18 protein-coding genes are annotated in these 20,018 nt (G+C 45.8%); all 18 read left to right on the top strand.

The features are described from left to right. Positions 1 to 16: 16 nt before the first annotated feature. Positions 17 to 1,267 (top strand): colanic acid biosynthesis pyruvyl transferase WcaK, encoded by a 1,251-nt coding sequence (gene wcaK / locus J2Y91_RS21970; protein WP_048915581.1) that lies wholly within the window; start codon positions 17 to 19, stop codon positions 1,265 to 1,267. 4 nt (positions 1,268 to 1,271) lie between these two features. Beyond that, on the top strand, positions 1,272 to 2,495 hold the full coding sequence (locus J2Y91_RS21965; protein ID WP_133623294.1) for a glycosyltransferase: 1,224 nt from the start codon (positions 1,272 to 1,274) through the stop codon (positions 2,493 to 2,495). Further along, complete coding sequence (locus tag J2Y91_RS21960) at positions 2,492 to 3,832, top strand: lipopolysaccharide biosynthesis protein (RefSeq protein WP_048915583.1); 1,341 nt, start codon at positions 2,492 to 2,494, stop codon at positions 3,830 to 3,832. Before J2Y91_RS21965 ends, J2Y91_RS21960 begins: the two co-directional genes overlap by 4 nt. Positions 3,833 to 3,981: 149 nt before the next feature. Beyond that, entirely contained in the window at positions 3,982 to 4,884 is a 903-nt protein-coding gene (gene galF / locus J2Y91_RS21955) for a UTP--glucose-1-phosphate uridylyltransferase GalF (protein WP_048915584.1), read from the top strand. A gap of 41 nt (positions 4,885 to 4,925) precedes the next feature. Continuing rightward, positions 4,926 to 5,939: a UDP-glucose 4-epimerase GalE gene (gene galE, locus J2Y91_RS21950; RefSeq protein WP_187496836.1), complete on the top strand. Its 1,014-nt coding sequence runs from the start codon at positions 4,926 to 4,928 to the stop codon at positions 5,937 to 5,939. Between the two features lie 431 nt (positions 5,940 to 6,370). Continuing rightward, complete coding sequence (gene wecA, locus J2Y91_RS21945) at positions 6,371 to 7,417, top strand: UDP-N-acetylglucosamine--undecaprenyl-phosphate N-acetylglucosaminephosphotransferase (RefSeq protein WP_253539407.1); 1,047 nt, start codon at positions 6,371 to 6,373, stop codon at positions 7,415 to 7,417. Positions 7,418 to 7,465: 48 nt separating this feature from the next. Then, positions 7,466 to 8,554: a dTDP-glucose 4,6-dehydratase gene (rfbB, locus tag J2Y91_RS21940; protein ID WP_253539404.1), complete on the top strand. Its 1,089-nt coding sequence runs from the start codon at positions 7,466 to 7,468 to the stop codon at positions 8,552 to 8,554. Beyond that, the gene (gene rfbD / locus J2Y91_RS21935) at positions 8,551 to 9,450 is read left to right on the top strand and encodes a dTDP-4-dehydrorhamnose reductase (protein WP_253539401.1); all 900 of its coding nucleotides are present in this window, start codon (positions 8,551 to 8,553) and stop codon (positions 9,448 to 9,450) included. Before rfbB ends, rfbD begins: the two co-directional genes overlap by 4 nt. Positions 9,451 to 9,502: 52 nt before the next feature. Further along, positions 9,503 to 10,375: a glucose-1-phosphate thymidylyltransferase RfbA gene (rfbA, locus tag J2Y91_RS21930; protein ID WP_048915589.1), complete on the top strand. Its 873-nt coding sequence runs from the start codon at positions 9,503 to 9,505 to the stop codon at positions 10,373 to 10,375. A gap of 115 nt (positions 10,376 to 10,490) precedes the next feature. Further along, the gene (glf, locus tag J2Y91_RS21925) at positions 10,491 to 11,609 is read left to right on the top strand and encodes a UDP-galactopyranose mutase (RefSeq protein ID WP_253539398.1); all 1,119 of its coding nucleotides are present in this window, start codon (positions 10,491 to 10,493) and stop codon (positions 11,607 to 11,609) included. Beyond that, positions 11,599 to 12,597 carry a stealth family protein gene (locus J2Y91_RS21920; RefSeq protein ID WP_253539396.1) on the top strand — a complete coding sequence of 333 codons (999 nt, stop codon included), beginning with the start codon at positions 11,599 to 11,601 and terminating at the stop codon, positions 12,595 to 12,597. The genes glf and J2Y91_RS21920 overlap by 11 nt, the downstream gene beginning before the upstream one ends. Positions 12,598 to 12,599: 2 nt before the next feature. Next, positions 12,600 to 13,682 carry an EpsG family protein gene (locus J2Y91_RS21915; protein WP_253539394.1) on the top strand — a complete coding sequence of 361 codons (1,083 nt, stop codon included), beginning with the start codon at positions 12,600 to 12,602 and terminating at the stop codon, positions 13,680 to 13,682. After that, positions 13,682 to 14,665 (top strand): glycosyltransferase family 2 protein, encoded by a 984-nt coding sequence (locus J2Y91_RS21910; protein WP_253539392.1) that lies wholly within the window; start codon positions 13,682 to 13,684, stop codon positions 14,663 to 14,665. Before J2Y91_RS21915 ends, J2Y91_RS21910 begins: the two co-directional genes overlap by 1 nt. A 1-nt stretch (position 14,666) precedes the next feature. Next, a complete protein-coding gene (locus J2Y91_RS21905; protein WP_253539390.1) occupies positions 14,667 to 15,572 on the top strand; it encodes a glycosyltransferase family 2 protein in 906 nt (301 codons plus the stop codon). Between the two features lie 2 nt (positions 15,573 to 15,574). Next, a complete protein-coding gene (locus J2Y91_RS21900) occupies positions 15,575 to 16,606 on the top strand; it encodes a glycosyltransferase WbsX family protein (protein ID WP_253539388.1) in 1,032 nt (343 codons plus the stop codon). Continuing rightward, complete coding sequence (locus J2Y91_RS21895; protein ID WP_253539385.1) at positions 16,563 to 17,840, top strand: oligosaccharide flippase family protein; 1,278 nt, start codon at positions 16,563 to 16,565, stop codon at positions 17,838 to 17,840. The genes J2Y91_RS21900 and J2Y91_RS21895 overlap by 44 nt, the downstream gene beginning before the upstream one ends. After that, complete coding sequence (rfbC, locus tag J2Y91_RS21890; RefSeq protein WP_253539382.1) at positions 17,827 to 18,366, top strand: dTDP-4-dehydrorhamnose 3,5-epimerase; 540 nt, start codon at positions 17,827 to 17,829, stop codon at positions 18,364 to 18,366. Before J2Y91_RS21895 ends, rfbC begins: the two co-directional genes overlap by 14 nt. A gap of 185 nt (positions 18,367 to 18,551) precedes the next feature. Further along, on the top strand, positions 18,552 to 19,958 hold the full coding sequence (gene gnd / locus J2Y91_RS21885) for an NADP-dependent phosphogluconate dehydrogenase (RefSeq protein WP_133623307.1): 1,407 nt from the start codon (positions 18,552 to 18,554) through the stop codon (positions 19,956 to 19,958). Positions 19,959 to 20,018: the final 60 nt, after the last annotated feature.

Raw genomic sequence — 20,018 nt, 5'->3', positions numbered from 1 at the left:
TTTTTCTGGAGTAGTTATGAAGATTTTGTTAGTTGGCAATCATACATGTGGAAATCGTGGTGATGGCGCTATTTTACGCGGGATTATTGATTCGTTAAACCTGGCAAGGAACGACCTCGATATTGACGTTATTAGCCGTTATCCAACCAGTTCTGGTTACCTGCTCCAGCAAGATATTCTGCCAGATGCGCTCTTTTTGCAGACTAAAAAGGGCAAAAACAAGCTGGTAGATAAAATTAAGCGCCGTCTGATGCCGAAAATCATGATGGCGCATATCGCCAAACGCGGCGTGTTTAAGCTGTTTCCTGTGCCGCAGTATCTGCAGGAGTTCAGCGACAATCTGAAGCAGTATGACGCGATTATTCAGGTCGGTGGCTCGTTCTTCGTTGACCTTTACGGCCCGCTGCAGTTTGAACACTCGCTCTGTGCGCTGCTGGCCGGCAAGCCGATTCATATGATTGGGCACAGCGTGGGTCCTTTCCAGAAGCCGCGTTTTAATGAAATCGCCAATTTTGTCTTTGACCGCGTAAACAGCCTGGTGCTGCGTGAAAGCGTCAGCCTGGAGATGATGAAGCAGGGCGGTATCACCACCGGGAAAGTGGTAAAAGGTGCTGATACCGCCTTTCTGGTGCGCGCACGTGAAGTGGCGGAGCCGGGCCATAACCTGCTGCACTGGCAGCAGGTTATCGGCCAGCAAAAGACCATTGCCATTACCGTGCGTGAACTGGCCCCGTTCGACAAGCGACTGGGCGTAACGCAGCAGCAGTATGAAGAAGCCTTTGGCAAAGTGATCAACGCCATGATCGCCCGCGGCTACCAGGTGGTGGCGTTCTCGACCTGTACCGGCATCGACAGCTACAACAAAGATGACCGTATGGTGGCGATGACCCTGAGCGACCATATCGAACAGAAAGATAAGTACCACGTCATCATGGATGAGTTTAACGACCTTGAGCTGGGTATCCTGCTGGGTCAGTGCCACCTGACGATTGGTACACGCCTGCACTCGGCGATTATCTCAATGAACTTTGGTACGCCAGCCGTGGCGATCAACTATGAGCACAAATCCCTTGGGGTGATGAACCAGCTGGGCCTGCCAGAGATGGCCAGCGATGTGAAGAGCCTGATGGACGGCAGCATTATCACGAAAGTGAATACCGTACTGGATAACTACGATGCGGTGAAACAGCAGGTAGACAGCGCTGTGGAACAGGAACGGATGCTGGGTAACCGGATCACTGACGACGTGGTTAAACTCTTAGGGTGAACCAATGAAATTAACATTTTTCACGATGCGTTTTCCGGTCAGCTCTGAAACTTTCGTGCTGAACCAGGTGACGCATTTTATTGATATCGGCTATGACGTTGAGATTATCTCGGTGTTCCCGGGCGATCTGGTAAACCGGCACGGGGCCTTTGACCGCTATAATCTGGCGGAAAAAACCCACTATCTGCTGCCGGAAGAGAAGGTGACCAATGCGGACAAGCTGAAGCAGCGTCTGCAGATCGTGTTGCCTAAAATTCTTAGCTCCGCCACCCTGAAATCATTCAATATCGGGCGCTACGGCGCGCAGTCGAGCAAGCTGCTGTTGCCGGCGATTGTTGCCGCCAACAAGACGCCGTTTGTCGCGGACGTGTTCCTGGTGCACTTCGGCTACGCCGGGGCGCTGGCGAACAAGCTGCGCGAGCTTGGCGTACTGCAGGGCAAGCAGGCCACCGTATTCCACGGGGCGGATATCTCCCGCCGCCATATCCTTGAAGAGCACAAAGAGGATTACGCGCGCCTGTTTACCCAGAGCGAACTGCTGTTGCCGATCAGTCATCTGTGGGAGCGCAAGCTGATCGAGATGGGCTGCCCGCCGGAGAAGATCCACGTGACGCGCATGGGGATCGAGCCGGAGAAATTTAATCTGCAGGCCCGTGATTCGCTTCACCAGCCGCTGCGCATTCTCTCCGTGGCTCGCCTGACCGAGAAAAAAGGGCTGGGCGTGGCGATTGATGCCTGCAAAATCCTCAAAGCGCAGGGCGGTCACTTCGAGTACAGCATCGTCGGTAACGGCGACCTTGAAGATGAGCTGCGTGCCACCATCACCAACGCCAAGTTGGAAGAGTGCGTGAAGATGGTTGGCTTCAAACCGCAGGAGGAGATTAAACGCTATCTGGATGAAGCCGATATCTTCCTGCTGCCGTCGCTGACCGCTGCCGATGGCGATATGGAAGGGATCCCCGTCGCGCTGATGGAGGCGATGGCCGTCGGGCTGCCGGTGGTGTCGAGCGAGCACAGCGGTATTCCTGAGCTGATCGAGCACAATGTCTCCGGCTGGCTGGCGCCAGAGGGCGACGCCGAAGCGCTGGCCGACATCCTGCTGAAATTGTCGAAGGGCGAGGCCGATGTAGCCCCGGTGGTGGCCGCAGCCCGTCTTAAGGTTGAAACCGAGTTTAACCAGCATATTGCCTACCGCAGGCTGGCCGAAATTCTGGAGCAATTAGCGTGAGTAGTTTAAAAAACCAGGCCGTATGGCTGTTTGGTGGTACCTGTTTTGCTGCGGTACTGCAAGTGGTTCAGCTGGGCGTACTGGCGCGCAAACTGGAAGCGCATGAACTGGGTATTCTGGCAATTATCAATGCCATCCTCGCGGTGGCCATGGTGTTGCAGGATATGGGGATGAGCAGCTATATCGTGCATCGCCAGAACATTACCCGCAAAGAGCAGAGCACCATCTATTGGGTGAACGTGCTGCTCAGCCTGCTAACCGGGCTGCTGCTGATCGCCATTGCCTGGCCGATTGCGTACTTTTATCATCTGCCGCAGCTCACCGGGTTGATTATGCTGACCAGCCTGAACTTCCTGGTGCTCGGCTCGCTGTCGCAGTATCAGGCGCACTTTATCAAAGCCAAGCGCATGGTGCTGCTGGCGAAGATAGAGATGGTGACTAAGTTCCTCGCTTTCGCTCTGACGGTCGCGCTGCTGTACCTCACGCCGCTTAACGTTTCTGCGGTGATCCTCGGCCTGTTTGCCAATGCCGCCATGCGTATTCTCTGCATGATCTGGTTTGGTGAGAAGTCGTGGCGTCCAACCTTTGAGTTTGATAAAGGCACCTTCTTCAGTTCGATGAAGTACGGCGTGTATCAGCTCGGCTCGCAGACCATTAACCAGCTGCGCACCCAGGCCGACTCCCTGATTGTCGGCAAGGTGATGGGCGCCGAGATGCTCGGGGTTTACTCGCTGGCAAAAGAGCTGGTGCTGCAACCGCTGAAGCTGGTGACGCCGGTCATTAACCGCCTGGCACTGCCACGCTTTGCTGAAAAACAGCATGAGCCTGCGCAGCTGCAGAAGCTGTTCCTCAAGGGCACGCTGGCGATTATGCTGTTCAGCAGCCTGATGTATCTGGCGATTGGTATTCTCTCCCCGGTGATTGTTCGCGTGCTTTACGGTACGGCTCATGAGGCGGTAGGGCACCTGATCCCACTGATGCTGCTGTTCGGCATGCTGCGCCCGATGGGCGGGCTGACCGGCGCGATCTCCCAGGCCAATGGCCGCACCAACGTCGAGTTCTACTGGAATATTGTTGCCAGTCTGATCGTGGTTGCGGTGCTGGCGACAACCTGGATCTGGCCAAATGTCGCTTACGTGGCGCTGACGCTGTCGATTTCCCAGGTGCTGATTTCTGGCTTCGCGCATCCGTTCTTTATTAAGCCAGTGATTGGGATCCGCTTCATTCCGTACGCCCGCCAGTGGGTGTCGGTGTCGGTGGTGTTCGTCGGGATCATGGCGCTGGTCAGTTATTATAATTTATTTGTGATGCCCGAATGGTTCAGCGGCATCCTGTAACCCGGTAATAAATATAAGGTCACCCTGGCGGTGGCCTTTTTTTTATAGCTGGCCCTGGCGCTATTTTTTCAGATTAAGATTATACTTGTGAATCATCCCTTTAATGCATAATGAGTGAACGTTTTTTACTTCATTTATATGGAAAAAATATGACCAAGCTTAAAGCAGTTATCCCGGTTGCGGGTCTCGGTATGCATATGCTCCCTGCTACAAAAGCCATTCCTAAAGAGATGTTGCCGGTAGTCGATAAGCCGATGATTCAGTACATCATCGACGAGTGCGTGGCAGCAGGTATCAAGGAAATTGTTCTGGTCACCCACGCGTCCAAGAATGCGGTCGAAAACCATTTTGATACTTCCTACGAACTGGAAGCCCTGCTCGAAGCGCGCGTTAAGCGTTCCCTGCTGAGCGAAGTGAAATCTATCTGCCCACCGGGCGTGACCATTATGAACGTGCGCCAGCCTCAGCCGCTGGGCCTGGCGAATGCGCTACTGTGTGCGCGCCCGATGCTGCATGACGAAGCGTTTGTTGTGGTACTGCCGGACGTGCTGCTGGACAACGCCAGCGCCGACCCACTGCGCTATAACCTGGCTGCCATGGTGGCACGTTTCGAAGAGACCGGCCGCAGCCAGGTACTGGCACACCACATGCCGGAAGCCGATCTCTCCGAATACTCGGTGATCACCACCGACGAGCCGCTGGATTTTGCCGGTAAAGTGGCCTCTATTGTTGAGTTCGTCGAGAAACCTGAAAACCCACAGACGCTGAACTCCGATCTGGCTGCGGTCGGTCGCTACGTGCTGTCTGCGGATATCTGGACCGAGCTGGAAAACCTTGAGCCGGGTGCCTGGGGCCGTTATCAGCTGACCGACGCCATTGCCAACCTGAATAAAAAACAGCCGGTTGACGCGCACCTGCTGAGCGGCGACAGCTTTGACTGTGGTCGTAAGCTGGGTTACATGAAAGCCTTCGTGACCTGGGGCCTGCGTAACCATGACCAGGGCCGCGATTTCCGCGAAGAAATTCAGAAGATTTTAGCGAAACAACCTTAACCCGAACGTGGCCACGCCCGGCGTGGTTGCAAGGAGTCAACATGGCTATTTTAGTAACGGGCGGAGCTGGCTACATCGGTTCCCACACGGTGCTGGCGCTGCTTGAGCGCGGCGACGACGTTGTAGTACTGGATAACCTGAGCAACGCATCACGTGAATCAATCAGCCGGGTTGAGAAGCTGACCGGCAGGAAAGCGGTGTTCTGCGAAGGTGATATCCTCGATCGCGCCTGCCTGCGTGATATCTTCGCCAGCAATAGCATCAGCGCGGTGATCCACTTTGCCGGCCTGAAGGCGGTAGGGGAGTCAACCCGCATGCCGCTGGAGTATTACCAGAACAACGTCACCGGTACGCTGGTGCTGTTGGAAGAGATGCGCAGTGCCGGTGTGAACCAGTTTATCTTCAGCTCCTCCGCCACTGTGTACGGCGCTGATGCCCCGGTTCCCTACGTGGAAACCACGCCAATCGGCGGCACCACCAGCCCTTACGGCACCTCCAAGCTGATGGTTGAGCTGATCCTGCGCGATTACGCTAAAGCCAACCCGGAGTTCAAAACCATCGCGCTGCGCTACTTTAACCCGGTTGGCGCGCATGAGTCTGGCCAGATTGGCGAAGACCCGAACGGTATCCCGAACAACCTGCTGCCGTACATTGCGCAGGTCGCCATCGGCCGCCTGGAAAAGCTCGGCATCTTTGGTGGCGATTACCCAACAAAAGACGGCACGGGTGAACGTGACTATATCCACGTCATGGATCTGGCAGAAGGGCATCTGAAGGCGCTGGACCATATCGCGGCGGTTGACGGCTATAAAGCCTATAACCTCGGTGCCGGCGTTGGCTACTCGGTGCTGGAGATGGTGAAAGCCTTTGAGAAAGCGGCGGGTAAACCGGTGCCGTATCAGATTTCACCGCGCCGCGCTGGCGACCTGCCGGCATTCTGGGCGGATGCCTCGCTGGCGGACAAAGAGCTGAACTGGCGCGTCTCTCGCGGTATCGATGAGATGATGCGCGATACCTGGAACTGGCAGTCGAACAATCCTAACGGTTACCGATAGTTCAGACATGACTGGCATTGATTAAAAAAACTCCCTGATTTGGGAGTTTTTTCATTTCTGCGGGCAGCGAAATTTTGCACGAGACTGCAACCGATAAGCGCTGGCGTCATGACAGTAGTGGCGTGTCAAAAAATAACCGGTCAGTGATACTTAATTGTTCAACGTGGTTGAGAATGGTAAATTACATAAAAAAGACAGTAGATTAAGCTTGTGTGACCGCGCCAATAGTATAAGAATTGTCGCACAATTTTGTAACGCGACATGTGGATTTGTTTCCAGGATAAATCCAATAAAAAAAAACAAAGCTGGCCGGAATTCACTGGCTATGCTTGTAGGTGAATCAGTGACAGCCAACTGGTAGCTATAGCCAGGGGCGGTAGCGTGGTCAAATTTAGTCAGGATGCTTAAATTTTGTGGGCACGGGTAAACATATGCTAGATATCATTGTTGTCTTTATAGGCGCACTGGCGCTGCTGTTCGCCGCGCGAAAAATTGCCCGTCGGGTTGGCCTGGTCGACAAGCCGAACGCGCGCAAGCATCACTCCGGACACATCCCGCTGGTGGGTGGGGTCTCTATCTATTTTTCGTTATGGCTACTGTATAGTCTGCAGCCTGGCTGGCTGCCGGGTTTTCCGGTCTATATGCTGTGCATCACGCTGCTGCTACTGGTCGGCGTGATTGACGACCGCTTTGACCTGCCGGTGATGCCGCGCATGCTGGTACAGGCCGGGGTAGCGGGGATTATGATGTGGCAGGGGCTGGCGATTGACTCGCTGGGCACCTTCCTGTTTGGCTACCCGCTGATGTTGGGGGCGCTCGGATATCTGGTAACGCTGTTTGCCGTGATCGGTTCGATCAATGCCTTTAATATGGTTGACGGTATCGACGGCTTACTTGGTGCCCTGGCCAGCGTGGCCTTTGCCACCCTGAGCATGCTGTTCTTCTTCGGCGGACAGACGGAGCTGGGGATGTGGTGCCTGGCGCTGGTGGTGGCCTGCATGCCGTACATTCTGCTCAACCTCGGGGTGCCGTGGGGGCGGAAATTCAAAATATTTATGGGTGATGCCGGCAGCATGCTGATCGGCTTCACCGTAATCTGGTTACTTATCCTTGCCTCTCAGGGCGAAGACGCGGTGATGGCACCGGTGACCGCACTGTGGATTATTGCTCTGCCGTTGATGGATATGATCCGCGTGATGATCTCCCGCGTACGCCGCGGCAGCAGCCCGTTCCGCCCCGATCGCGAGCACCTGCACCATATTCTGATGCGCGCCGGATTCAGCGGTCGTATGACCTTAGCGATCATGACTTCAGGCCAGCTGTTTAGCGGCATGCTCGGCATTATCCTCGAAGGTTGCCACGTGCCGGATAACTGGCAGTTTGCTATCTTCTGCCTGAGTTTTATCTCGTTTATTTATGGCGTACGCATGGTGGCGAGAATAAAGCTCACTGCTGACACTATTATGACGGTGAAATAGAAATTCATCTGATGCAGAAATAAAATTGAATACAGAGAGAATATAAGCGTGAAAATTCTAGTGACGGGCGGAGCCGGATTTATCGGCTCGGCCGTGGTTCGCCATATTATTAACAGCACCTCTGACAGCGTCATCAATGTCGATAAATTAACCTACGCCGGCAATCTGGAATCTCTGGCGGATGTCAGCAGCAGTGAACGTTATGCCTTTGTGCAGGCCGATATCTGCGACAGCGCGGCAATGAGTGCCATTTTCAGCCAGCATCAGCCTGATGCGGTAATGCACCTGGCGGCGGAGAGCCATGTCGACCGCTCAATCAGCGGCCCGGCAGCATTTATTGAAACCAATATTGTCGGTACCTATGTACTGCTTGAAGCCGCGCGTAGCTACTGGAATGGATTAGATTCAGACCGTAAAGCGGCGTTTTGCTTCCACCATATCTCGACGGATGAAGTGTATGGTGACCTGCCGCATCCTGATGAAGAGCCTGCGGGTGCTGCACTGCCACTGTTCACTGAAACCACGCCGTATGCACCCAGCAGCCCTTACTCCGCGTCAAAAGCATCCAGCGACCATCTGGTTCGCGCCTGGCTGCGTACTTACGGATTCCCGACAATCGTCACCAACTGTTCCAATAATTATGGCCCGTACCACTTCCCGGAAAAACTGATCCCGCTGGTGATCCTTAACGCGCTGGATGGCAAAGCGCTGCCGGTATACGGCAAAGGCGATCAAATCCGCGACTGGCTGTATGTAGAAGACCATGCGCGCGCGCTCTATACCGTGGTGACGCAGGGGCAGATAGGTGAGACCTATAACATCGGCGGCCACAATGAGAAGCAGAATCTGCAGGTGGTAGAAACTATCTGTGACCTGCTGGACGAACTGGTGCCTAAAGAGTGCAGCTACCGCCAGCAGATTACCTATGTTGCCGACCGCCCGGGCCACGATCGGCGCTACGCCATCGATGCCGCTAAGATTGCAGCAGAACTTAACTGGCAACCGCAGGAAACCTTTGAAAGCGGGATCCGCAAAACGGTGCAGTGGTATCTAACTCATAATGAGTGGGTTAGCAATGTGAAGAGCGGCGCCTACCAGTCGTGGATTGAGCAGAACTATAGTGAACGTCAGCCATGAATATTCTGCTGTTCGGGAAAAATGGACAGGTGGGCTGGGAGTTACAACGTTCCCTGGCGCCGCTGGGTAACGTCACCGCGCTGGCAACATCCTCTACTGACTACTGTGGTGACTTCACTCACACTGCAGGCATCATTGCCACCATCCGCGCCCTTCGACCTGACGTCATCGTAAATGCAGCCGCTTACACTGCCGTTGATAAAGCGGAAAGTGAGCCGGAACAGGCACGCTTAATTAATGCCGTCACCGTCGAGGCCATCGCTAAAGAAGCTCAGGCGCTGGGTGCATGGCTGGTGCATTACTCCACTGACTACGTTTTTCCCGGTAACGGAGAGCAGGCGTGGGCAGAAGATGATGCCACCGGGCCGCTCAACGTTTATGGCGCAAGCAAGCTGGCGGGTGAGCAGGCAATTAAGCAGCACTGCCAGAAGCATCTTATCTTCCGCACCAGCTGGGTTTACGCCACTAAAGGTAATAATTTCGCTAAGACAATGTTACGACTGGCGAAAGAGCGGGCTGAACTGGGGATTATAAACGATCAGTACGGAGCACCAACCGGTGCGGATTTGCTCGCTGACTGTACTGCTCATGCCATTACTTCTGCCCAGCGTGACTCTTCGGTTGCTGGTCTTTATCATCTGGTTGCTTCAGGAACCACCACATGGTTCGACTACGCCAGCCTGGTGTTTACTCAGGCAAGAAAGGCGGGTGTTGCGCTGGCGCTCACTGAGGCGAAACCTCTGCCGACCAGCAGCTATCCCACTCCGGCTCAGCGGCCATTAAATTCTCGCCTTGATAACGCAAAGTTTCAGCAAACTTTTGCACTTAACCTGCCAGAGTGGCAGGCAGGCGTTCGGCGCATGCTTGAAGAGCTCACAGCGTTACAGGCAATTTAACCCTACATTCTAATTCTGAGATTTGCTCAGAATAACAAATTAGAGATACCCAATGCGTAAAGGAATTATTCTGGCGGGCGGTTCCGGTACCCGCCTGTACCCGGTCACGATGGCCGTCAGTAAACAGCTGCTACCTATCTACGACAAGCCGATGATCTATTACCCGATCAGTACTCTGATGCTGGCGGGAATTCGCGATATATTGATTATCAGTACCCCGCAGGATACACCGCGCTTTGAGCAACTGCTGGGCGATGGCAGCCAGTGGGGCCTGAACCTGCAGTATAAAGTGCAGGAAAGCCCGGACGGACTGGCGCAGGCCTTTATTATCGGCGAAGAGTTTATCGGTGATGATAATGTGGCGCTGGTACTGGGCGATAACATTTTCTACGGCCACGACCTGCCGAAAGAGCTGGAAGCTGCAGTAAACCAGAAATCTGGTGCTACGGTCTTTGCTTACCACGTCAACGATCCAGAACGCTACGGCGTAGTTGAGTTTGATAAAGAGGGCATCGCCGTCTCCCTCGAAGAAAAACCGCTGGAGCCGAAGAGTAACTATGCTGTGACCGGGCTATATTTCTACGATAACAGCGTGGTGAATATGGCTAAAAGCCTTAAACCCTCACCGCGCGGCGAGTTGGAAATCACCGATATCAACCGCCTGTATATGGAGCAGGGCAGTCTCTCTGTGGCGATGATGGGGCGCGGCTATGCGTGGCTGGATACCGGTACGCATCACAGCCTGATTGAAGCGAGTAATTTTATCCAAACAATTGAACAGCGACAGGGCCTGAAAGTCTCCTGCCCGGAAGAGATTGCCTATCGCAAAGGTTTTATTGATGCAGAGCAGGTTAAGAAACTGGCTGCACCTTTATCGAAGAATGAGTATGGGCAGTATCTGCTCAAGATGGTGAAAGGATACTGAACACTGATATGAAAATTTGAGCTTTTTTTCTTTAAGAAAGATATTTCTATCTATTAGTGATGGATAGTTAAATATACTCCAGATTTTGAGTTTGTAATAAGGTGCCGAAATAATAATGAACATTAAAAAAAAATATGACTATTTAATCGTAGGCGCAGGGTTGTTTGGTTCAGTGTGTGCGTATGAGCTTAGGAAAAAAGGATTTTCAGTATTGGTTCTGGAAAAAAGAGATCACATAGCAGGAAACGTATATACGAAGAATGAAGATGGGGTTCATGTACACAAATATGGTGCTCATATATTTCATACGAATGATAAAAAAATATGGGAATATATAAATCAGTTCGCCGATTTCAACCGCTTTACAAATTCACCTTTGGCTAACTACAAAGGGAAACTTTATAATCTTCCGTTCAATATGAACACTTTTTATCAGTTATGGGGAACAGCCCGACCTGACGAAGCAAAGTTGAGAATTGAAGCTCAGCGCAAAGAAGTAGAGAACAAACTACCTGCTAACTTAGAGGAGCAAGCAATTTCTTTGGTTGGTAGAGATGTTTATGAGATTTTTATCAAAGGCTATACAGAAAAACAGTGGGGGCGTTCTGCAAAAGAGTTGCCAGCTGATATTATAAAACGCATACCAGTACGATTTACTTTCGATAATAATTACTTTGATGACAATTACCAAGGGATTCCCATTGGTGGTTACACTCAAATAATTGAAAAAATGCTTGATGGCATAGATATAATATTGAACGTCGATTACCTAAGTGACAAAGAAAAATGGTCAGAAAGTGCTAATAGAGTAATCTACACCGGTGCAATTGATGAGTATTTCGGGTTTTGTCTAGGAAAGCTTGATTATCGTTCGTTAAAATTTGAGAGTGAAAGAATAGAAATTAAAGATTATCAGGGAAATGCGGTTGTTAATTATACCGAATCATCAGTGCCTTACACCAGAATTATTGAACATAAACATTTTGATGATAATAAAACTGCCTTTACTATTATTACTAAAGAATATCCAGCTTCCGCTGACGAAGAGAACGAACCCTATTATCCTATCAATGACGATAAAAACATGGAACTCTTCAAAAAATATAGAGATCTATCAAAAAAATTAGACTCTATTGTTTTTGGCGGCCGCTTGGCTGAGTACAAATATTATGATATGCATCAGGTTATAAAATCTGCGCTGTATACTGTAGAGCAAGAAAAAAATGGAAATTAGTAGCGGCGAAAATCCAATTGATGTGGTACTACCTTGGGTTGACGGTTCTGATAGATTATGGCAGATCGAATATCAGAAGCACTCTAATAGTAAAGAATTTGATGCTGAAAGATTTAGAGACTGGGATAATTTAAAATATGTCTTTAGATCTATAGAAAAGAACATGCCGTGGATTCGGAAGGTTTACTTTATCACTGCTGGCCATATCCCTGATTTTTTGAATCTGAACTGCAATAAGCTAGTGCATGTTAAACATGCGGATTATATCCCAGAGGAATATCTGCCAACGTTTAATTCACACACTATAGAACTAAATTTTCATAGAATATCTGATTTATCCGAGAATTTTATTTATTTCAATGACGACACTTTTGCATTAAACAGCATCGAAAGCGAATATTTCTTTAAGAATAATCTTCCAGTAGACTATATGATAATGAATCCTATTTATGGTGGTGGGATTGAACATCATTTATTAAGGAATATTTGTGTTATCAACAGGAAATTTAATAACAAATATCATTTAAATACATTGAAAAATCTTTTTAGGTTAGATTACGGTGCGGATTTAATGCGCAACTTGGCATTAATGCCATGGAAGAAATATACGGGTTTTTATGACCCTCACTCTCCACTTCCTTATAAAAAAACGACATTTAAAGACGTTTGGGACTTTGAGTATTCCATTCTTGATGGTAGTTGCATTACAAAACATCGTGAATTAACTGATGTGAATCAATATCTATTCCGGTACTGGAGATTGTGCTCAGGTGAGTTCTACAACAAGAACAATAAGAAATTCACATGTTTTATTTCCTTGCAAGACGATCATATAAACTCAGCAATATCAATAATAAAGAACAATGATAAATTTAAATTGCTTTGTTTAAATGATAGCGGAAATATCAGTAATTTTGCTAAGTGTAAGAAAGAAATAATAGACGCTTTAGACACTCGCTTTCCTGAAAAAAGCATATTCGAGGTTTAATTGTGACGTTTAATCCATTTATAATATATAACCTGATCGCTTTTTTATGTGCTTTATTTGCAAGTATAAGCAGTACTCATGGTAAACATAATCATACTGGAATTAGGGTAGTAGCCCTATCAGCAATGTTTTTAACAATGTTTTTGCCTGCGGCATTACGATACGACATTGGTACTGATTATAAAAACTATGTCGAAATATATAATATACTCAAAAACGGCGGTAGTGAAAGGCTAGAGCCGATCTATTTAGGGTTGAATTACCTAGTAATTGGATTAGATGTATCATATCAATGGATATTTGTAGCGACAAGTTTGATAATGTTTTTATGTCTAATAAAGCTCTCCAGAGAAAGATTATATTGGGTTTTTATTAGTATATTTATCTTCTCTTGTTATCTAAATGGATATTCATCTATTAGGCAATATACAGCAGTATCACTGCTTATCATAGCAGTATACCAGCTACTCAATAGCAAAAAAAAATCTTTCTTATTTATAACGTTATTAGCTGCAGGATTTCACGTATCGAGTTTACTCCTTTTGCCATTCTATTATTCAGATAGAATAAAACTAAATAGATATATATCGTTGTTGCTGATAATTATATTTTACATTTTGATAACACAACTTGGTCTAATTAATATTATTTTCAATAACTCTTTTTTCTTAGAAACGAAATATGCAGCTTATGCCACAAATAAATTTAATGTCGAAGTAACAGAGGGATCTGGTATAGGCATAATTTTAAGGATGTGTATACCTACACTTTATATTTTCTTACAAGAAAAGATTGTTAATTTTAGTACAAGACGTATTCTTAACGCTTTATGTTTAAGTTATGTTATTTCATTAATATTTTCTTCTCAGATACAAATATTCAACAGATTAGTCGATTTATTTTCTTTTGTTCCCGCTTTATTAGCTATGTATCTCGCTGCGGCAATCAATAAAAAGTCGAATAGAATTATAATCATCTCATTGATGATATTAGTGAGCGCTGCAACTTTTGAGAAAAATATAGAAGTCTCAGACAAGTCATTAAATAGCGGTCTGGGAATATCTCCTTATACGAGTATTTTATAATGAATTATGACTTATCAATTATAATTCCATGCTTTAATTCATCAGAGTACGTTGATAGAGCTCTCGACATACTTTTGAATAAGCAGAGCGTTCATAAGAAAATTAGTGTTGAAATTATTATAGTTGATGATGGCTCTGAAATACCGTACTCACTACCTTCAAATATCCATTATCAATCAATTAAAGTGTTGAGGCAGGAAAACTCAGGGGTATCGGCAGCAAGAAACATAGGCATAAATAATGCTTCTGGAGAATATGTCCTATTCCACGATAGCGATGATGATTATAATGATAACATATGGCTTTTTTTTACTAAGGTAAATAAGTTAAATGATGTTTATTTTTTTAATCTCAGGACTATTACTTACAATAATAGCGTTATAAAAAACTATAACAGTAAGAAGAAGGATATAACCATAATAGATGGTTGTAATATGTTAAGGTTGATGTTTGAAAAGAAAATAAACCTTAATATTTGTGCGGGCTTTTATAGGTTAGAGACATTAATAAAGAAAAATGTGTTATTTAATGAAAGCCTTCATCATTGTGAAGATATTGCATTCATTATTGATACTCTTTGTGCATCTCAAGCAGTAAGCTATGATTCCGTTATGGGTTTTAATTACAGGAAAAGGGCTGGTTCGGCAGTCAATTCTTCTTTAGATTTAAAGCATTTGACTAAAATCCACGGGCTCAAAAAATTAGCGGGAAATGAATTTATAGTCAGGAATTCTCTTGTGAATAAATTTAATTTTTTCTTTGCGACTATTTATATTCTCATGTTTTTTTCATTAATCAAAAACAAAGCTAAAAGTAGTGCTGTTGTTGATGAATTGTTTAGACATGATCTGATTTTAAACTCAAAAATAGAATATCCATTTAATAGATTTGGTTTGTATACTTTTATTCTAATAAAAATATATAGATTAATCCCTAAAAAAACCCTTTCTAATTTATTTAAGATAAAATTCGTTAAGGTCTAATGTGAAAAAAATAGCTTTGGTGATAGTTACTTTCAATCGATGTCATTTACTTTCTGAGATGATTGATTCAGTACTCAAAATGACCCTAACGCCTGATAAGATATTTATTATTGATAATAATAGCCAAGATGACACAAAGAAAATTGTTGAGAGTTTTGTTATCAAGAGCGAAAATCTTTTTGAATACTACAATACCGGCTATAATTCAGGTGGGGCAGGTGGATTTGCGATTGGATCAAAAATGGCTGTTGCTGCCGGCTATGAATATATCTGGATGGCGGACGATGATATCGCCTTCGACAAATACTGCCTTGAACGCTTAGCACCACAACTTTCTCAGAGAAAAATCACACAACCAATGCGTTTTAATACGGACGGTTCATGTGCTGAAATTTCTGCCACGGTATATAATCTATCAAATCCTTTATTTCTTCGCCCCAAGCGACAAACTGTCGCAGACATTTACATTGAATCGAAGAAAAAATATGATATTGTTTCTGTTCCCTTTGAGGGGCCAGTCATACCTGCTGAAATTTTCAAGAAAATTGGTTACCCAGATGAAAGGTTCTTTATTTTTAACGACGATCTCGATTTTTCAATTAGAGCACTGAGAGCTGGCTTTGGAATAGAGTGTCTGGCAGATGCTAAAATTATCAGAAAAATTAAGTTTGAACAAAGTCTGGCCTTAAAAACTTGGAAGTCTTATTTTATGTTTAGAAATTACTTCCGTGTCCAAAAAATGTATAAAGAAAACTCATTGATATGGCTACGTATGTATGGTGTTCTTATTGGAGCCGCTCTTTATCAGATATGCACCTTAGATATAAAAAACTTAAAGATTCTGCTTTCATCTTTTAAAGATGGTGTTTCAAAGAATTTTAATTTAAATGAAAAGTATAAACCCTGATTATGAAGAAAATTATAGCTTACTATTTACCTCAGTATCATGAAACGCCGGAAAATAACAAATGGTGGGGACAAGGTTTCACCGAATGGACAAATATAAAGAATGCCGTTCAATACTCAAGAAAGCAAACCATAAGAAAACCAACCGAGTTGGGTTATTATGATTTGAGTTCATGTGATATTATTGAAAAGCAGTTTAAGTTGGCAAAAGAGCACAACATTAGTGGGTTTTGCTTATGGACGTACTGGTTTGGTGAAGGAAAAAAACTCCTGGATGCCCCCCTGCGTTGGATGCTTGAAAAGGATTTAGCTGTTGATTATTGTGTTGCATGGGCAAACCATAGCTGGTTAAACAAAACCAAAGGTATTTTACTTCAGGAACAGAAATATCTCGGTGAGAAAGATTACGAAGATTTCTTTGATTATATGCTTCCACACTTTAAACGTGAGCAGTACATCAAGGACAACGGCCGACCTATAGTTGTTGTGTTTGAAGCACGCGCAATTCCAGATTTTAATGTCTTTATAAACACTTTCAACCGCAAAGCTCAAGAGAATGGCTTTCCCGGAATTTACCTGATTACCGAGTACACGATACCTGAATACGAATATGTAGAAAAAGTTGATGCTTTTTTAGATTCTTCTTTAATGTATTCGAGAAGGGGCTTTTGGGACAAAGTACGTGAACGACTTGTACGACGTCATCGTTGGAAATGGTTAGGCCCTGTAAAATATAGCTATAAAAATTATATACTCGGCCTGTGGAATAAGAAAAGAAAGCCGCACGATAAAGAAATTCCGGTGATTATCTCTGGTTGGGACACTACGCCAAGGCATAAGCGACTCGGCGTTATATATGAAGGTTTTAATGAGAACCTTTTTACAACCAGTGTTAAAGAAGCAATTGATTTTAATGAAAATAACCAATATGTTTTTTTAAAATCATGGAACGAGTGGGCGGAAGGTAACACTGTTGAACCGGACACTATATATGGAAGAAAACTTCTCGAAGCTATCAAAAAGCACAATGTTTAAAAATATAGCATATCTTGGTCTTGTTCAGGTAAGTAATTTTGTCTTTCCTGTGGTTACACTTCCATATCTTGTTCGTACGCTAGGTGTGTCGGATTTCGGAAGTATCATGCTTAGCCTTGCTATAGTACAGTATTTTTCTCTCGTGGTTGACTACGGGTTTAACTATTCAGCAACAAGAGATATAGCTGTCGCCGAGAATCAAAAGGAAATCAACTCTCTTTTTTCAAGGACAATTCTCGCAAAAACATTTTTGTTATTTATAAGCTTGGCGTTATATTCACTATATTGTGTTTTTTTCGTTAAAGAAGGTAATGCTTGGGTAACTTTTTCTTTTGCTTTAGTTATCATCGGTAACTGTTATTTTCCACTTTTTTTCTTTCAGGCTATAGAAAAAATGAAAGTGATAGCAACATTAACTATACTTTCAAAATGTTTATGCACTATCTGGCTTTTTACGATGGTTAAAAACAGTGGGGACGTATTTAATGCGGCCTTTTTCTATGGTTTAAATGCATTTCTCCCATCAATCTTTTCAATTTTCTATATCTATTTTAGGAAGTTAGTATCTTTTGAACTAGCCCCTTTTTCACAAGTTAAGATTTCCTTGAAAAGAGGGAGTGCAATTTTTATATCCCAAATCTCGATTAGTTTCTATACTACATTTAATGTTATTCTTCTTGGGTTTTTCTATTCGCCTGCAATAGTCGGTTATTTCTCAGCAGCTGAAAGGATGAGATCTGCCGTTCAATCTTGCTTTGTACCTATTCAGCAGGTTATTTTTCCGAGAATAAATAAAGAGATAAGAAATTTTAAACATCGTTTTAAAATATACTCGGTTTTATACTTGTCTCTCGCATTTTTCGTATCGCTATTCATCTTTCTCTTTGGCCAACAATTGGCGATAATGTATCTCGGCAAGGAATTCACCGTTTCAGGTCACATCTTCAAAGAAATGTCCTTGTTGGTATTTATTGTTTGTGTCGCTGTTTGTTTTGGGAACTGGGGTCTAATTACATTAGGCTATGCGAGTTATTTAACAAAACTTTATGTATGCTTTTCACTTCTACATCTTTGCTATGCTATTCCATTGGTTTACTTTTATAGCTATGATGGGCTTATTTGGTCAGTGATATTCACAGAGTTTCTAATCACAATTTGTATTATCTGTAAGTTTCAATTGCTATGGAGTCGATTGGATCTTAAAGACGGAGAAAAGATCTATGAAGGTGCATAACACTTCAATTAGTGGTGTAAAAATTATCGAGCCTAAAGTTTATGGCGATGAACGAGGTTTTTTTTTCGAAACTTTTGAAAAAAAACGTTATAGTGATATGTTGGAAATTGATTTCGATTTTGTTCAGGACAATTCCTCAAGATCTTGCCAAAATGTCTTGCGAGGTATGCACTTTCAAACCTCACACCCCCAAGGGAAGTTGGTCAGAGTCGTTCGGGGGGAAGTTTTTGATGTTGCAGTTGATATACGTCCAGACTCAAAAACTTTTGGCGAGTGGTACGGTGTCATACTCAATGAAAATAATAAAAAACAGTTCTGGATTCCACCTGGCTTGGCCCATGGTTTTGTTGTTTTAAGCGACGTTGCAGATTTTGAATATAAATGTACGGATTATTATCATCCTGAATTCGAAGCTTCTTTGATATGGAATGATTTAGATGTAGGGATCGAGTGGCCTTGTCAGGCTCCTGTTCTCTCGGCAAAAGACCAATCTGGCAAAACGCTAAAGCAACTTTTCGGTAAGTGATTTTGGAAAGTATTTTCCGTCACAAACAATCTTAAACAGCTTTAGTGGCCCTAAACTTCTTAGGACAACCCTCAGTAAGCTATCGCACCAATCACTACCATCCCCCCCTAAACCTGAGTTAACATGTTCAGAACATTGACCGCAGTCACAGAACTGCTGGTTTTCTCACCTAGACAGGAGTAGGTATGTCCAAGCAACAGATCGGCGTTGTAGGTATGGCTGTGATGGGCCGTAATCTGGCACTCAACATTGAGAGCCGTGGCTACACAGTTTCTATCTTCAACCGCTCGCGTGAAAAAACCGATGAAGTCGTGGCAGAGAACCCAGGTAAGAAACTGGTTCCGCACTACAGCATCGAAGAGTTTGTTGACTCTCTGGAAAAACCTCGTCGTATCCTTCTGATGGTGCAGGCCGGTGAAGCCACCGACAAAACCATCGCCTCCCTGACTCCGCACCTCGATAAAGGTGACATCCTGATTGATGGTGGTAACACCTTCTATAAAGACACCATTCGCCGTAACCGCGAACTGTCTGAGCAGGGCTTCAACTTCATCGGCACCGGCGTGTCCGGTGGCGAGGAGGGCGCTCTGAAAGGTCCTTCCATCATGCCTGGTGGTCAGAAAGAAGCTTACGAGCTGGTTGCGCCAATCCTGACCGAGATCGCGGCGGTTGCAGAAGGTGAAGCCTGCGTCGCTTACATGGGGCCGGACGGTGCTGGTCACTATGTGAAAATGGTGCACAACGGTATTGAGTACGGCGACATGCAGCTGATTGCTGAAGCCTACTCACTGCTGAAAGGTGCGCTGAACCTGAGCAACGAAGAGTTGGCTAAGACCTTCAGCGAGTGGAACGAAGGCGAGCTGAGCAGCTACCTGATCGACATCACCAAAGATATCTTCACCAAGAAAGATGAAGAAGGTAACTACCTGGTTGATGTGATTCTGGATGAAGCCGCGAATAAAGGGACCGGTAAGTGGACCAGCCAGAGCTCTCTGGACCTTGGCGAGCCGCTGTCGCTGATCACCGAGTCCGTATTCGCTCGTTACCTCTCTTCCCTGAAAACCCAGCGCGTTGCGGCTTCCAAAGTACTGAGCGGTCCGAAAGTTCAGGCGGTAAGCGGTGATAAAGCGGAGTTCGTTGAGAAGGTACGTCGCGCCCTGTATCTGGGTAAAATCGTCTCTTACGCTCAGGGCTTCTCCCAGCTGAAAGCGGCGTCTACCGAGAACAACTGGAACCTGCACTACGGTGAGATTGCTAAGATCTTCCGTGCGGGCTGCATCATCCGTGCCCAGTTCCTGCAGAAAATCACCGATGCTTATGCTGAAGATGCGGACATCGCGAACCTGCTGCTGGCGCCGTACTTCAAGAACATCGCGGATGAGTACCAGCAGGCACTGCGTGACGTGGTAGCTTATGCTGTGCAGAACGGTATCCCGACTCCGACCTTCTCTGCGGCTATCGCTTACTATGACAGCTACCGTTCAGCGGTACTGCCGGCAAACCTGATCCAGGCGCAGCGTGACTACTTCGGTGCGCATACTTATAAGCGTACTGATAAAGACGGTGTGTTCCACACTGAGTGGCTCGATTAAGTTTTGCTCTAACCTCCCGCAATGCGGGAGGTTTCTTACCTCGTTTTAAGAATCTATCCA

The sequence above is a fragment of the Erwinia aphidicola genome (assembly GCF_024169515.1).
GTDB classification, from domain to species: Bacteria; Pseudomonadota; Gammaproteobacteria; order Enterobacterales; family Enterobacteriaceae; genus Erwinia; species Erwinia aphidicola.
The sequence above is the reverse complement of the archived record's forward strand: the minus strand, read 5'-3'. Positions and strand labels throughout refer to the sequence as shown.

Bases quoted from the DNA above. Each gene is read 5' to 3' on its own strand.
- rfbA (WP_048915589.1), top strand. From the start codon at position 9,503: ATGCGTAAAGGAATTATTCTGGCGGGCGGTTCCGGTACCCGCCTGTAC.
- wecA (WP_253539407.1), top strand. From the start codon at position 6,371: ATGCTAGATATCATTGTTGTCTTTATAGGCGCACTGGCGCTGCTGTTC.
- galE (WP_187496836.1), top strand. From the start codon at position 4,926: ATGGCTATTTTAGTAACGGGCGGAGCTGGCTACATCGGTTCCCACACG.
- J2Y91_RS21910 (WP_253539392.1), top strand. From the start codon at position 13,682: ATGAATTATGACTTATCAATTATAATTCCATGCTTTAATTCATCAGAG.
- galF (WP_048915584.1), top strand. From the start codon at position 3,982: ATGACCAAGCTTAAAGCAGTTATCCCGGTTGCGGGTCTCGGTATGCAT.
- J2Y91_RS21920 (WP_253539396.1), top strand. From the start codon at position 11,599: ATGGAAATTAGTAGCGGCGAAAATCCAATTGATGTGGTACTACCTTGG.
- wcaK (WP_048915581.1), top strand. From the start codon at position 17: ATGAAGATTTTGTTAGTTGGCAATCATACATGTGGAAATCGTGGTGAT.
- glf (WP_253539398.1), top strand. From the start codon at position 10,491: ATGAACATTAAAAAAAAATATGACTATTTAATCGTAGGCGCAGGGTTG.
- J2Y91_RS21900 (WP_253539388.1), top strand. From the start codon at position 15,575: ATGAAGAAAATTATAGCTTACTATTTACCTCAGTATCATGAAACGCCG.
- J2Y91_RS21965 (WP_133623294.1), top strand. From the start codon at position 1,272: ATGAAATTAACATTTTTCACGATGCGTTTTCCGGTCAGCTCTGAAACT.
- J2Y91_RS21895 (WP_253539385.1), top strand. From the start codon at position 16,563: ATGGAAGAAAACTTCTCGAAGCTATCAAAAAGCACAATGTTTAAAAAT.
- gnd (WP_133623307.1), top strand. From the start codon at position 18,552: ATGTCCAAGCAACAGATCGGCGTTGTAGGTATGGCTGTGATGGGCCGT.
- rfbD (WP_253539401.1), top strand. From the start codon at position 8,551: ATGAATATTCTGCTGTTCGGGAAAAATGGACAGGTGGGCTGGGAGTTA.
- rfbC (WP_253539382.1), top strand. From the start codon at position 17,827: ATGAAGGTGCATAACACTTCAATTAGTGGTGTAAAAATTATCGAGCCT.